13 protein-coding genes are annotated in these 14,006 nt (G+C 47.2%); all 13 read right to left on the minus strand.

Going from position 1 to position 14,006, the window contains the following annotated elements; all coding sequences use genetic code 11:
* Positions 1-44 precede the first annotated feature (44 nt).
* On the minus strand, positions 45-1,790 hold the full coding sequence (locus WJ238_RS07445) for a hypothetical protein (protein WP_337606575.1): 1,746 nt from the start codon (positions 1,788-1,790) through the stop codon (positions 45-47).
* A complete protein-coding gene (locus WJ238_RS07450; RefSeq protein WP_337606576.1) occupies positions 1,775-3,322 on the minus strand; it encodes a tetratricopeptide repeat protein in 1,548 nt (515 codons plus the stop codon). Before WJ238_RS07450 ends, WJ238_RS07445 begins: the two co-directional genes overlap by 16 nt.
* Positions 3,323-3,401: 79 nt before the next feature.
* Entirely contained in the window at positions 3,402-4,787 is a 1,386-nt protein-coding gene (locus tag WJ238_RS07455; RefSeq protein WP_316266303.1) for an MATE family efflux transporter, read from the minus strand.
* A 17-nt stretch (positions 4,788-4,804) separates the two neighbouring features.
* Complete coding sequence (locus WJ238_RS07460; protein WP_316266302.1) at positions 4,805-5,392, minus strand: ATP-binding cassette domain-containing protein; 588 nt, start codon at positions 5,390-5,392, stop codon at positions 4,805-4,807.
* A gap of 29 nt (positions 5,393-5,421) precedes the next feature.
* Positions 5,422-6,201: an ABC transporter permease gene (locus WJ238_RS07465; RefSeq protein ID WP_256193352.1), complete on the minus strand. Its 780-nt coding sequence runs from the start codon at positions 6,199-6,201 to the stop codon at positions 5,422-5,424.
* Positions 6,176-7,207, minus strand: coding sequence for an ABC transporter substrate-binding protein (locus WJ238_RS07470; RefSeq protein ID WP_256193392.1), 1,032 nt, complete (start codon positions 7,205-7,207; stop codon positions 6,176-6,178). Before WJ238_RS07470 ends, WJ238_RS07465 begins: the two co-directional genes overlap by 26 nt.
* A gap of 120 nt (positions 7,208-7,327) precedes the next feature.
* On the minus strand, positions 7,328-8,566 hold the full coding sequence (locus WJ238_RS07475) for a 6-phosphofructokinase (protein ID WP_337606578.1): 1,239 nt from the start codon (positions 8,564-8,566) through the stop codon (positions 7,328-7,330).
* 94 nt (positions 8,567-8,660) lie between these two features.
* Positions 8,661-10,157 (minus strand): glycerol kinase GlpK, encoded by a 1,497-nt coding sequence (glpK, locus tag WJ238_RS07480; RefSeq protein ID WP_230106908.1) that lies wholly within the window; start codon positions 10,155-10,157, stop codon positions 8,661-8,663.
* Positions 10,158-10,269: 112 nt separating this feature from the next.
* On the minus strand, positions 10,270-10,545 hold the full coding sequence (locus WJ238_RS07485; protein ID WP_230106909.1) for an acylphosphatase: 276 nt from the start codon (positions 10,543-10,545) through the stop codon (positions 10,270-10,272).
* 125 nt (positions 10,546-10,670) lie between these two features.
* The gene (locus tag WJ238_RS07490) at positions 10,671-11,264 is read right to left on the minus strand and encodes a thiamine phosphate synthase (RefSeq protein ID WP_337606579.1); all 594 of its coding nucleotides are present in this window, start codon (positions 11,262-11,264) and stop codon (positions 10,671-10,673) included.
* Positions 11,265-11,274: 10 nt separating this feature from the next.
* A complete protein-coding gene (gene thiH / locus WJ238_RS07495) occupies positions 11,275-12,483 on the minus strand; it encodes a 2-iminoacetate synthase ThiH (protein ID WP_230106911.1) in 1,209 nt (402 codons plus the stop codon).
* Between the two features lie 12 nt (positions 12,484-12,495).
* On the minus strand, positions 12,496-13,272 hold the full coding sequence (locus tag WJ238_RS07500; RefSeq protein ID WP_256193357.1) for a thiazole synthase: 777 nt from the start codon (positions 13,270-13,272) through the stop codon (positions 12,496-12,498).
* Positions 13,273-13,360: 88 nt separating this feature from the next.
* Positions 13,361-13,987: a sulfur carrier protein ThiS adenylyltransferase ThiF gene (thiF, locus tag WJ238_RS07505; RefSeq protein ID WP_337606580.1), complete on the minus strand. Its 627-nt coding sequence runs from the start codon at positions 13,985-13,987 to the stop codon at positions 13,361-13,363.
* Between the last annotated feature and the right edge of the window lie 19 nt (positions 13,988-14,006).

Raw genomic sequence — 14,006 nt, forward strand, 5'->3', positions numbered from 1 at the left:
TTGATGCCTTTTATTATTTGCTGATATTCCACATACCGCAACTCTCACAGTTTCTTCTTTTTTCTTAGCAAATGTCTTACTCCGATTCCAATACCTGCCGCTGCCGGCAGCGCAAGGAAAAAAGTCACCGGATCTGCTGCATTGCTGCTGTCTTTTTCTTTCTTTTGTTCATCCTTTTCAAATACTTCCCTCTCCAGTCCGAGTGCCTTTTGAACCGGTCCTAAAAGTTTTTGAACCGCCGTCTCTTCCGGCACAATTTCGATCATCACTGTCTCCACTGCCTGATTCTTCGCTTCATCTTCCGCCTGGACTTCGATCTCGTAAATACCGGCACCTCTCACATTCACAGAATGGCTCCGGCTCTTTTCCGCCAGCACTTCTCTCTTTCCATTTACCTTAACTGCCGTAAGCCAGTCTTTCTCTCCTCGGATACGAATATCGGCATTGGCTTCTGTCTCATACGATTTCCCGTCTGTGATTCCCCGGATCAAAATATCCGGAGCTGTGTGATCGATGGTAAAATCAGCCCTCGCTTCCGACCGGTTACCTGCCTGATCTACGGCTTCTACCTTCATCTGATGCCTGCCTTCTTTTGTCAGAGACTGTCCCGGAAAATAAAATCTGCCATCTACCGTCATAGTGCAGGAGCAACTGGTAAAGTCCTGTATATATTCTGTCTCTGGATAATTCCAACAAAATTCTTTAAGATACCTTCCATCCATTTCACTGACTTTTGAGATTACAGGTGCCTTTTTGTCAATGACAATCTGTGCCTTTGCCCCGGCTGCAAATCCCGCCATATCCTCTGCCTGAAGTTCCAGCTGATATTTTCCTTCCTCTGTCAGCTTCTGACGATAAACCTTCTTTCCTTTCTCTTCAGACCAGCCTTTGTTTTTGCTTAATGTTTCTTTTCCTTCCGGATCGCTTCTCACAATACGCACATCTGCTGTCTTTAACAGATTATCATCGGAAACCGTAAAAACAACTTCTGTATCCTTCCCCGTAACCGTATAATCTGCCACACCCTTTATTTCAGCAATAGGGAAAGCACGGTCAATAAAGACCCTGCCCTCCCAGCTTGCGGCATTTCCGGCATAATCCCAGGCCACTATGCGGATAGCAACTGCCTTGCCGCCGCTGGAATGCTCTCGGATCCGAAATTCCGCCTTCTCTTCTGCCGCATTTACTCCATCAATATTTTCTGTTTTCTGTCCATTTACATAGCACACAATGTTTTTTACCCCACTTCCCAAGGCTCCGTCTTCTGCTGTCACCTTCGCACAGGCTTCGTACTGATGCCAGGCTGTATCCGGAAGCTGCACCGCCATTATTGGTGCTGTTGTATCAACTTTAAATTCAATTTGCTGATGCCGGATCTTTTTCCCTTCATCTTCCATCCATATTTCCAGAATACTGGTCCCTTCCTGAAATTCCTCCGGAGAGATCACCGCAACGCTTCCCCCTTCCTTCAGACGTCCTTCCTTTTTTCTGTCTCCGGACTGGAGAGAAAATACTGTCTCCCCTCTTTTCCCCGGATGTGTGATCTTTACAGTTGGAGGCGCCGTATAATACAAAGTCTCTCCTTCCGGCTTCTCATACTCTACCCGGTAGAGGACAAGGGGATCCGGCTCGGCTTCCTCCCCTTCTTCCTCTTCCCCATTCTCCTGCTCCTCCCCAATCTCCCGGACATCCCGGCTGTCCGGATCCTGGGCAAAAATGTCCTGCTGCCGGTACAAAACCGCCAAAAGCAGAATAAGTACCAGAAGCTGCCCTGCTATCTTCCTACCCATACATTCTCTCCTTCCACTTTTATATCATAGATTGCCTTCAGCTTCTTAAATTCTTCGTCTGAAGCAATTCCGGGAACCTCCTTCAGATATTTCTGTATGGTCTGCGCACATATCTGCCGATCCGTGCCGCTGTTCTGACACTGCATACGGATAAACTGTATCCGAAGCGTCCCGGAATCCTTTAACTCTTCTATGCCCTGACTGCAGACCTCCCACGCTTTTTCCTGATCGTTGTTCTTTTCATATAGAAGCACCAGCTTTTCATAGATCTGTTCCCTTTGCTCTGAACTTTCCTCCATATCCAGAAGCTCTTCATATACTCCGGCAGCCTTCCCGGCTTCCTGCAGCTGTTCATATGCCGCTGCCAGCTCTCTTAAAATCTCCTTCTGTTTTCGGCCTTCCTCGTCTTTCTCCTTCCATTCTTCCAGTTCCAGACAATGTGTGCTGATCTCTATGATCTGTCTTTTGGCGCTTTCTGTTGTCAGATGCCTGTATCCCCTAAGCAGACTGTAATAATAACGAAAGTCTTCCCTGTCCGGTATCTGCTCTTCTATCTGCCCCAGGAGATCTGCCAGCTCTTTTTCTTCCATTTCCTCCCCGGAAGCCAGATAGGCGGAAAGTTTTTCATAGCATGCGCCGAGAGGTTCCGTCTTTGCTGCCCCGGCAAAAATTTCTCTGCTTTTTTCATAGTCTTCCAGATCGAGAAAATACAGAAATCCCAGGTCAAATCTAAGTTTTGTCTCCTCCTGTCTGTCTAAAGTATCTTCTGCCTGCCTCGGTTTCTCACTTTCCCGATTCTCTGTCTGATTTTGCGCTTCTCTTTCCAGCTGTTTTTTCATTCTGCCTTTGCCGTCCAATACACTTCTCCCCGCGCCGAAAAAAAGGATCAGCAACACTGCTGCCAATATTGGAAAGAGCAGCTTTTTCTTTGATATTCTTTTATTCTCACTTTGTATTTTGGAAAATTGATCTGATATTTCTTGAAAATTATGATACTGTTTTTTGAATTTTCTTTCAGTCTCCCGACCGGGATCCTGACTTAAACATACGGCAATGATCCTTTGAAGTCTCCGCCTGTCCCTCCTGCGTATGGGAGGCGCGGTATCTGCTGCCGCAAAAACATACTGATAAGTTCTTCCCAGACTATAAATATCGTCTGACATACTGATTCTTTGGTAATGCTTGTTATCTTCTCTCTGGAAACTTTCCCGCACTTCCCGCCTTCTCATCTTTTTCAAAAGCTCTTTTTGCTTTCCGCTTTCCAGATTAAGAAGATGTACCGTTCCTTCAGGACCGATAATAATGCTGAAAGGGTTCACATACTGAAAACAGGGATTCCCCCGGCATCGATGGAATTTCTCCAATTCTCTCGGAATCTCTTTCATCCAGCGAAGAAGAAGCTCCTGTGGCACAACAGGGTGGTGTTTCAAATACGCTGCAAGGGTCACTCCCCCAACGCAGTCCGTACTGGCGTAGCACCGCCCCTGATTTTCCACAAGCTTCCACACTTCATATTCTGTCTGTTCCTGCATCCGTTCACCTCCTATTTACATAATTTTTATTATATGTTAACTTATTTGTTGTTCGGATGCAAGCATTTTTTTCATTTTTCTAATGATCCGTTTCAAGATTCTGCTGCTGAAGTTTTTTCATCTGTTGCATTTCCCGCCGGATCAGTATAACAGTTGTAATAAAAGCAATGGTATCTGCTGCCGGTCCGGCATACAGGATTCCGTCAAGCCCCATAAACAGCGGAAGGATCAGAATGAAAGGAATCAGAAAAATGACCTGCCTTGTCATAGACAGTACAAGACCTTTTACCGGTTTCCCAATGGCTGAAAAGAAATTAGATGAAATAACCTGGACTCCATTTGCAATTACCATAAAAAGGAAAATCCTCATAAACCGCACTGCAAATTCAAAATACAATTGATCTCCCGTTCCAAAAAGAGAAATGATCTGATAGGGGAAGAATTGAAACAGGATAAATCCAACTGCTGATATGGCCAGATTGGCTCCGATCGCCAGCTTGTATGTCTGCCGCACCCTGTCGTACTGTTTCGCCCCATAATTGAAACCGATAATGGGCTGCGACCCCTGAGAGATTCCGATCACAAAAGCAAGAAGGATCGCGTTTGTCTTCATTACAATCCCACAGGCAGCCAAAGGAATTTCCATGCCGTAAGCCGAATCTGCCCCATAGAAGGTCAGAGAATTATTCAGCACAATCTGAACAAAAGTAATAGCCAGCTGATTTAAACTGTTGCTCATTCCAAGAGATGCTGTTTTTCCACACTCCTTCGGAATCAACCGTATGTCTTTTCCTTTGATTTCCACACTTTTGAATTTCCGGATATACAAAACTGCTGCAATAAATGAACAGAACTGGCCGATGATCGTCGCCCAGGCTGCCCCTGCAACTCCCAGATGAAAAACAAAAATAAAGATCGGGTCAAGGATCGTATTGATAACCGCACCGATCAGCATACACGTCATGGAATATTTGGGACTTCCGTCAGCCCTTGCCAAATTGCTCATGCCATTCGTCACGATCAAAAAAGGCATGCCAAGTGCGATAATCCGCGTATATTCTTTCGCATAGGGCATAATCTCCGCGGTGGCTCCAAAAACAGTCAGGAGAGGATCCAGAAAAATCTCAATTACTATAGCATATATGATGCCAAAAACAACCATCATACTGATTCCGTTCCCTACCACCCGAGCTGCGTCTTCCTTCTCTCCGGCTCCCAGATGAAGGGAAAACCGCGAAGCGCTTCCAATACCGATCAAAAGGGCAATGGCAAGACAAATGGTCGTAAGGGGGTAAGAAACATTTGTTGCCGCGTTTCCGAGATATCCGACCCCCTGCCCGATAAAAATCTGATCCACGATATTGTAAAGCGAACTCACTACCATGGCGATAATGCTTGGAATCGCAAATCCTCTTAGAAGTTTTGATATTTTTTCGTATCCCAATGGGTTCTCTTGTTTTGTCATTGTCTCATTCCTTATCTTTATTCTTTCATTTTTATAATCTGTACAGCTCCGATCCTCCGGGCTTCCTCCTCTTTATGAGTCACAAAGATCACCGTTCGTCCTGTACATTTCTCTTTTGTATATTCTATTACTTTCTGCTCTGTCTCCTTATCCAGTCCCCTAAAAGGCTCATCCAGAAACAGGATGTCATAGGGCGCAAGAAGGGCACGCAGGATTGCCACCCTTCGTTTCATTCCTCCCGACAGCTGGCTGACCATCTGATCTTCACTTCCGGTTAGATCTACTGCCCTCATTTCCCGCAGGATTTCTTCTCTCGTCTTTTCCGGACAGACAAGGCGGATATTTGCCAGCACACTTAAATTTTCACACAGCCTGTCCTCCTGAAAGACAGCGCTTTTTCTTAAACCTCCCATCCCCCGGCATTCTCCCTCGTCTGCTGTCTCTAATCCCATCATGATCCTAAGGAGGGTTGTTTTTCCGCAGCCTGATCTTCCCATAATGCAGGTTATTTTTCCCCGCTCTGCTTCCATGGAAAATTCCTTCAGCACCTGATTGCTTCCATAACGTTTTCCAAGCCCTGTCACTTTTACTGCTGTTTTTTTCATCTGCTTTGTTTTCTCCTTCTGCATACGGATTACCTTTTATCCATACTGTTCAAATATTTCACAAGGACATCGATCAGTTTTAAAAACCCCTTTTCAAAGAACACACTGATACAGATGATCACTATAGTCCATGCAAAGAGTTCCGCTGTATCCAGATAGATTTTTGCGTTATACAGATTCTCTCCGATGGAGTTTTGGGGAATACCGATCACTTCCGCCGCCACTCCTGCCTTCCAGCATAGTCCCAGTCCCAGAGAGCACCCTGTCCGGAAAAAGGGCATGATCTGTGAAAGATAGATCCACCGCACTCTTTGCATGGCAGGAATCTGAAATACATCTGCCATTTCTTTCAGCTGAACATCCATATGGCTGATCCCGTCCAGAACATTGGTATAAATAATAGGAAATACCATTAAAAAGGAAATGACAACAGAAAGATTGCGCGAAGATACCCAGATCAGCACAAGAATTACAAATGAAGCTACCGGGATAGATTTCACTGTCACAATAAACGGTTCCAGAAATTCCCGGACTCTCCGTGACACTGCTGCAAGGGCTGCCAGACCGGTCCCTGTCACAACTGCCAGCAGAAATCCGCCCATGATCCGAAGCAGCGAGGATGCAATAGACAGCCAAAATTCACTTTTTGCCGCCAGTTTTACAAGGGCAGACAGAACAGTGACAGGAGACACCAGAAGTATCTCCTGTCCGATCCACATACTCACGGCCTGCCAGATTACAAGCCATACGGCTACTGCCCATATTTTTATTTTTCTTTTATTCTTATTCTTCTGTGTAGTAGAAGTCATCGTTCGGCAGTTTTCCTCCTACAGACTCCGGATTCTGTTCCAGTAAAACGGACAGATATCCGGAGAGTTTCTCCTTCATTTCATCTCCGTCTATATAAGTGATATTACATTCAGGAAGCGCTTTTTCGGCCACATCAGCAGTTACAATCTCATACTGTCCTACAAGCTGTGCTGCTTCCTTTGTATTTTCATTTACATACTCTACGGAAGTCTCATAACGCTCCATAAAATCAGCAACAGCTTCCGGATGCTCCTTGGCAAACTCGCTGCGCACCACAACGACTCCGGTAAGAAGTGCACTTTGCTCCTCTTCTTCTCCCTGAAGTTTATCCCACTCTTCTGTCAGATCTAATGCCACCTTCAGATTCGGATTCTTGGCCATAGCTGTCGTGACAAAGGGCTGTGGAAGCATTGCGATCCCTGCTGCATCCTGGGCAAGAGCTGCCACACATTCGGAATGTTCGCTTTTCCACTCAATCGTCACATCTGCCGCAGGATCAATTCCATTTTGTTCCAGAATATAATTCAGCGCATATTCGGGAGTGGCTCCCTTTCCGCTGGCATAGATCGTCTTTCCTTTCAGATCTGCCGCAGATTGAATCGAATCTCCATTTTCTACAATATAAAGAACGCCCAGCGTATTGATCGCAAGCACCTTTACATCGCCTTCCGTTTTGTTATAAAGCACAGATGCTACATTCGCCGGGACTGCGGCAATATCGGTTTTCCCCTGTGAAATTGCAGGAGTCACCTCATCAATGGATGCGGCAATATTAAAATGATAGTTTTCTGTATCAATCTCTCCTTTGTCAGACTCGTCCATCATCCTTACCATTCCCATGGCAGTGGGACCTTTCAGAGCCGTAACATTGACATCTACCGGTTCGGCTTCCGTCTCCTGCTTCGTTTCCTCTGTTGTCTGTGTGGCCTCTGTATTATTTCCACAGCCTGCCAGCATACTGGCCGTCATTGTCAATGCCAGAAAGGCCGCTGCTGCTTTTTTCATTTTCATGATCCGTCTCCTCCTTCTCCCTCATCGTATCGACGCTATTATATCCCTTTTTCCGAATATTTGTAAAGGGACAAAAAGAGTTCCGCAAGCGGAACTCTCATTGGTCTTTCTATTTTACAGATTATATGGCCGGAACAAATGTCTTGGGATTCCGTCTACCATAACCGGTGATACATCACCCTGGATCAGCGGACGAACATAAGCGACAAACTCATCTGTCACGCCTGTTCCCTCTGCATTTACCCATTCTCTTGGAACGAGTTTTTCATCGTTGGCAATCTTATGAACATCCTTTACTTCTGTTCCGCACTGGTATGGATCATCAGACAGTCTCTGGAGCACTACCATTTTTCCTGAATCTCCTTCATCTGCAGCCTTTACTGCCGCACCACCCACCTGATATGCTTCCAGGATATCCACTCTGGACGCTGCGTGGGAAGCAGAACGCTGAAGGGTGCTAAGTTCAATTGCCCTTGTCTTACATCCGATCTCACCGGCAATAAAGTTGGCAAGATAGGACGCTGTTCCGGACAGCTGCTTATGACCGAACGCATCTACAAAGTCAACACTGTTTCCAAGCTCACATACATAAGTTCCGTCTTCGGTGCGGATTCCTTCTGAAACTGCAACTACAACAGACGGTTTCTGGGAAAGCAGCTCTTTTACCTTTGCGCTGAATGCCTGCAGGTCAAAAGAAAGCTCCGGCAGATAGATCAGATCCGGTCCCTCGCAGTCCTCTCCTTTGGAAAGCGCCGCCGCTCCAGTCAGCCAGCCTGCATTTCTTCCCATAATTTCTACAATACTTACCAGCCCTTTACTGTATTCCAGACAGAAACTGTCCCGGATGATTTCTTTTACAGAAGTGCCAATATATTTTGCCGCACTTCCGTAACCCGGCGTATGGTCTGTCAGGGCAAGGTCATTGTCAATTGTTTTCGGGCAGCCGATGAAACGGGTCGGATGTCCTGTCACAATAGCATAATCGGACAGCTTTTTGATCGTATCCATGGAGTCGTTTCCTCCGATATAAATAAAGGCTTCGATATCCAGCTTATCCAATATTCCAAAGATTTTTTCATATACCGCTCTGTCTTCATGGATCTCCGGGAGTTTATATCTGCAGGATCCAAGGAACGCTGCCGGTGTCCTCTTTAAAAGCTCTGCGTCAAGTTCTGTCGTAATATATTCGGAAAGATCCAGATATCTCTCCTGAAGGAGTCCCTGTACACCGTGGAGCATGCCGTACACTTTGTTGGCTCCTCTGTCTTTCGCTGTACGATATACTCCTGCAAGACTGGAATTGATTGCCGCTGTAGGTCCTCCTGATTGTCCTACGATTACATTTCGTCTCATAATTTTACCTCCGTCCTATACCTCAATAAACCTATTTTAGTATATTTCAACATATTTGTCCACAAAAACAATTTATATTTGTGTATTTTAACAATCAATCCTCTTTTGCCCAGCCATAAGAATACCGCACTGCTCTTTTCCAGCCTTTCAGTTTTTCTTCTCTTTGCTCTGCAGAAATCTGAGGAGTAAATACCCGGTCTGACGCCCATTTTTCCCGGATTTCCTCCTGACTGCTCCAAAAGCCTGCTGCCAGCCCTGCCAGGTAGGCTGCTCCCATCGCTGTTGTCTCTACGCATTTCGGCCTGTTTACCGGCGCCCCGCTTAAGTCTGCCTGCACCTGCATAAGGAAGTTATTTGCACTGGCTCCGCCGTCTACTTTCAGAGCGCTTAAGGTAATGCCGGAATCTGCCTCCATGGCTTTCAGCACATCATTGACCTGATAGGCAAGGGATTCCAAAGTTGCACGGATAATGTGGTATTTATTGACGCCTCTTGTAATTCCCACAATGGTTCCCCTTGCGTACGGATCCCAGTGAGGCGCCCCCAGTCCTGTAAAGGCCGGCACAACATAACATCCGTTTGTGTCCTCCACTTTTCCGGCCATATACTCCGAATCCTCAGCTGAATCAATGAGCCTCATCTCATCCCGCAGCCACTGGATCGCTGCGCCCGCCACAAAGATCGAGCCTTCCAGGGCATAGTTTATTCTTCCATCCAGCCCCCAGGCGATGGTTGTCAGCAGTCCATTGTCAGAAAATACCGGGCTTTCTCCTGTATTCATTAAAAGGAACCCGCCCGTCCCATATGTGTTTTTGGCCTCTCCCGGCTGAAAACAGGTCTGTCCGAACAGAGCCGACTGCTGATCCCCGGCCGCACCTCCAATGAGGATACGTCCTCCGAAATAAGAAGGATCTGTCTCCCCGTAAATATAGCTTGACGGTTTCACCTTAGGCAGCATGGATGCCGGAATGTCCAGAAGAGCCAAAATCTCTTCATCCCACTGCAGGGTGTTGATATTAAAAAGCATGGTTCTGGAAGCATTGGAATAATCGGTGACATGGATCTTCCCCTTTGTCAGCTTCCAGATGAGCCACGTCTCTACTGTTCCGAATAAAAGCCGGCCTTTTTCCGCTTTTTCCCTGGCTCCTTCCACATGATCCAGGATCCATTTGATCTTGGTGGCGGAAAAATAAGCATCAATCTTCAATCCCGTTTTCTGCCGGATCTTTTCCTCCCAGCCGTCCGCGATCAGCTTATCACAAAATTTTGCTGTCCTCCTGCACTGCCAGACAATGGCACGGCATATGGGTTCTCCTGTTATCTTGTCCCATACGATCACTGTTTCCCGCTGGTTCGTAATTCCGATCACCGCAATGTCCGAAGCCTCCGCTCCGATCTTGCTCATGGCTTCCACTGCCACTCCAAGCTGGCTGGACCAGATCTCGTCTGCATCATGCTCCACCCAGCCGGGCTTCGGAAAATACTGGGTAAACTCCTTTTGGGCCATGCTGCAGATCCTGCCCTCTTTGTCAAATAAAATACAGCGGTTGCTCGTTGTGCCCGCATCCAGTGCCATTACATACTTCGCCATAGCTTCTCCCTTCTTCTATTCGACACGTAGTAAAGTTAAAAAGTGTTACGTGTCAGATTGCATGAAACGGTGGGTCAAACTGCGTTTTACGGTGGGTTTTTTTGCATATTTCCTACATCCGTACCCGGAAACTTTTCTCATCTTCTTCCAGGGGAAGATCCTTTGTATCCATCCAGTCGATCCGGATAAAGCTGTCATGGCTTAGTCCGTATAAAAGCTTATCTACCAGCTGGGGACGCCCCTGTATTTCCAGAGTAACGGTCCCATCCATCTCATTTCTCACCCAGCCGGTAAGTCCCATGGATTTTGCCAGATATTTCGCCTTATATCGGAAGCCCACACCCTGTACTAATCCCTGAAAATGAATCCTTTTACGCACCTCTGCCATACCGTTTTCCCTCCGAATTGTCTTCTGATCTTCATTTTAATTCTTTTTCGTATGTCTGGCAAGTATCACTGCCCAAAAGCGGTCCACACTATTAAAAGATTCTCACTGTCCAAAGACGCTTTGCTTTACACCCGCATTGCCCCGGACATAACACACCCGCCTGCCGCGCCGGCCTGCATCACTTCCTCCATCTGCCCGCTTCCCATGTGTATTCCTCCGATGGCATAGACAGGTACGCTGACAGACTGGCATACTTCTCTTAAAAATCCCAGCCCCCTAGGCTTTAAATCCTTTTTACAGTCCGTCTGGTAAATATGCCCTGCGGTCAGATAGGAAACGCCCAGCAGTTCTGCTTCTTTTGCCTCCTCCAAAGAGTGGACGGATGCGCCAATGACCGGAAATTCCGGCAGTCCTTTCTTTCCGCCATATTTTCTTAGAAGAGGCAGCGGAAGATGGATTGCTGCCGCCCCTGCTTCCCTGGCTGCCTGTACAAACGTATGGTAAATGCAGGGGACCTCATACCTTTTGCATATAGCATAAACTTCTGACGCCAGCCGTCCGTATTCCTCCTCGCTTAGATCTTTTTCCCGGACGAGCACCGCTTCCGGTCTTTTCAGACAGATTCTTTCTATCTGCTCCATGTAGGGGCGCGCGGTCAGTTTCCGGTTTGTCACTGCGATCACATGTTCCCAGTTTTCCCTCTCTGTCTTTCTGCACATGGGCTGCCTCCTACACATAAATGGCATCCGCCATAACGGGCTGCAGGTGATGTTCCCGCAAAGCTCCATAGATTTCCTCCACAGACCGGTCGTCGGAAATCTCGAACTGCTCATCCCCTTTATCCTGGACTTCCTCCCCGTGTTCTCCGATTCCGGTACTCACCCCGGCAGAAATTTTAGTGGCTGCGATCTGCATCAGATTATCCCTCACTCTCGCGCACTCCCGGCTGGACACGGTAATCCCTGCAAAAGGCATAAACAGCCTGTAGGCGCAGATCACCTGAAGAAGCTGTCTTTCGTGAACATCCATAGGATTGATCCTGTCATTGTTGATGATCGGGCGAAGTCTCGGACATGAGAACGCAATCTCTGCATGGGGATATTTTTTCTGTAAAAGATAAGCGTGCATTCCCGTGGCAAAAGCGTCCTTCCTGAAGTCGTCCAACCCCAGCAGCGCTGAGAGTCCCACTCCCCGCATTCCTCCCATCAGCGCTCTTTCCTGAGCATAAAACCGATATGGGAAAATTCTCTTATGTCCGGCCAGATGAAGCGTTTCATATTTATCCGGATTGTAAGTCTCCTGAAAAACTGTCACATAGTCCGCTCCGCACTTGTGCAGATAAGCGTATTCGTCCGTATTCACAGGATAGATTTCCAGCCCGATGACTTTAAAATATTCTCTTGCCATTTCCACTGCTTTTCCAATGTATTCTACTGTGGATTTTTTCCGGCTCTCCCCGGTAAGGATCAGGATCTCCTGAAGTCCGGTCTTTGCAATGGCCGCAAATTCCCGGCGGATCTCTTCTTCATTCAGCTGTGCCCTGCGAATATGATTATGGCAGTTAAAGCCGCAGTAAATACAGTAATTTTCACAGTAGTTTGCTATATAGACCGGAGTAAACATACTGACAGAATTTCCGAAATATTTCTGTGTCTCTGCCTGGGCCTTCCTTGCCATCTCCTCCAGAAGGGGAAGGGCCGCCGGAGAAAGAAGCGCCTGAAAATCCTTAAGCGTCCTTCTTTCCTTTGCGAGGGCGTTTCTGACGTCACTTTCTGTAAAAGAATCATAGTCATAGGCTTTCGTTTCCGCCAGCACCTGTTCCAGCATATCCGACGGAATCTGTTCCATATCCGGCAGATAAGTCATATGATCGATCCGATGTTCTTTTTGGTGCTCTTTGATCTCGTCACTTAAAATGCTTTCGTTGATCTTTTCCATCTCTTTCCCCTCCTAGTCTCTCAAATATCCTGTCAGCGGGGAAGAAGCGCTTCCGCCCCTTGCCATGGTCTGTCCCATTCCCGCAAGATAAGCGGCCCGTCCTGCCTGCACGGCAAGCCCCATAGCTCCCGCCATTGCCTTTACATCGCCGGAAGATGCGATGGCCGTATTTGCCATGACGGCCGCTGCTCCCATCTCCATGGCCTCACATGCCTGGGACGGCCTTCCGATCCCTGCGTCTACGATAACAGGCAGGTCGATCTCATCAATAAGAATCTGGATAAATTCCTTTGTGCAAAGCCCTTTATTGGAGCCGATAGGCGCTCCCAGAGGCATAATGCAGGCTGCTCCCGCATCCGCCATATCTCTGGCCGCATTGAGATCCGGATACATATAAGGCATCACCACAAATCCTTCTTTTGCCAGAATTTCCGTTGCCCGGACTGTCTCGTAATTATCCGGCAGCAGATATTTGCTGTCGCGCATGATCTCAATCTTCACAAATTCACTGCCGCAGACTTCCCGGGCCAGCCTGGCAATCCTCACTGCCTCCTCGGCGTTCCTTGCCCCCGAAGTATTTGGCAGTATAGTTATTCCTTCCGGTATATAATCTAAAATATTGGCAAGTCCGCCCTCATTTGCTCTCCGAAGAGCCATGGTCACGATCTGCGCTCCGGCGTTTTCCACAGCCGCCTGTATCAGATCCAGAGAATACTTTCCGGATCCTAAAATAAATCTGGATGTAAATTCGTGATCCCCCAACTTCCATGTATCTTTTTCTGTATTCATCTTTCTTTCCTCCCTGCTGTTATTCTTATTTTTTGTATTTCCTTTCGTTAGCGTCGGTGTACAAGAACATATATGGTATACTTTTCCCTTATGATTTTTCCAGGATCAGCTTCACGATCATATTTGCCTGGTGCGCCGCACACAGTGCCACCCGGGGCGCCATCAGTCCCGGCACCTCCTCTGCCGTGGATGTCTCGTCGCCGCACAGATAAAAATGTTCCGTAATTTTTCTGGTGCGTATGTTATTGCTGTCCCCAAATCCTGCCATGCCGCTTGCCGCCACCAGATATTTCCCCGGAAAATATTCCAGAGCAGAATTGACAAGCATTGCTTTATACTCCGGCACATCAAAAGCCTCACAGATATAATCATCCTCCTGAAACAATTCTCGGACATTGTCCTCCTGTATTTTGATACATTCTGTACGGATATCAAGATATGGATTGATCCTCTGCAGATTTTCTCTTATAGCGTCCGTTTTGTACATTCCGATCTGGCTGATAAAATACTGCTGCCGATTTAAGTTGGTAATGTCCACACGGTCAAAATCGATCAGGTGCAGATGTCCTACACCGATCCGGGCAAGACTGACTGCAATATTAGAGCCAAGCCCCCCAAGTCCTGCAATCGCCACCCTGGCTTTCGCCAGCCTCTCTTGTATCCCGGAGCTGTGCCTTTCTTCCAAAGCCTTTTCTATTTCTTGTTTTGTTATCATCCTGCAGATTCCTTTCCTG

Source organism: Claveliimonas sp. (assembly GCF_037273965.1).
Classification (GTDB): domain Bacteria; phylum Bacillota; class Clostridia; order Lachnospirales; family Lachnospiraceae; genus Claveliimonas; species Claveliimonas bilis.

What these genes read in the sequence shown, in the direction of transcription:
- WJ238_RS07445 (WP_337606575.1), bottom strand. Translation starts at nt 1,790, where the DNA reads ATGGGTAGGAAGATAGCAGGGCAGCTTCTGGTACTTATTCTGCTTTTG.
- WJ238_RS07450 (WP_337606576.1), bottom strand. Translation starts at nt 3,322, where the DNA reads ATGCAGGAACAGACAGAATATGAAGTGTGGAAGCTTGTGGAAAATCAG.
- WJ238_RS07455 (WP_316266303.1), bottom strand. Translation starts at nt 4,787, where the DNA reads ATGACAAAACAAGAGAACCCATTGGGATACGAAAAAATATCAAAACTT.
- WJ238_RS07460 (WP_316266302.1), bottom strand. Translation starts at nt 5,392, where the DNA reads ATGAAAAAAACAGCAGTAAAAGTGACAGGGCTTGGAAAACGTTATGGA.
- WJ238_RS07465 (WP_256193352.1), bottom strand. Translation starts at nt 6,201, where the DNA reads ATGACTTCTACTACACAGAAGAATAAGAATAAAAGAAAAATAAAAATA.
- WJ238_RS07470 (WP_256193392.1), bottom strand. Translation starts at nt 7,207, where the DNA reads ATGAAAAAAGCAGCAGCGGCCTTTCTGGCATTGACAATGACGGCCAGT.
- WJ238_RS07475 (WP_337606578.1), bottom strand. Translation starts at nt 8,566, where the DNA reads ATGAGACGAAATGTAATCGTAGGACAATCAGGAGGACCTACAGCGGCA.
- glpK (WP_230106908.1), bottom strand. Translation starts at nt 10,157, where the DNA reads ATGGCGAAGTATGTAATGGCACTGGATGCGGGCACAACGAGCAACCGC.
- WJ238_RS07485 (WP_230106909.1), bottom strand. Translation starts at nt 10,545, where the DNA reads ATGGCAGAGGTGCGTAAAAGGATTCATTTTCAGGGATTAGTACAGGGT.
- WJ238_RS07490 (WP_337606579.1), bottom strand. Translation starts at nt 11,264, where the DNA reads ATGTGCAGAAAGACAGAGAGGGAAAACTGGGAACATGTGATCGCAGTG.
- thiH (WP_230106911.1), bottom strand. Translation starts at nt 12,483, where the DNA reads ATGGAAAAGATCAACGAAAGCATTTTAAGTGACGAGATCAAAGAGCAC.
- WJ238_RS07500 (WP_256193357.1), bottom strand. Translation starts at nt 13,272, where the DNA reads ATGAATACAGAAAAAGATACATGGAAGTTGGGGGATCACGAATTTACA.
- thiF (WP_337606580.1), bottom strand. Translation starts at nt 13,987, where the DNA reads ATGATAACAAAACAAGAAATAGAAAAGGCTTTGGAAGAAAGGCACAGC.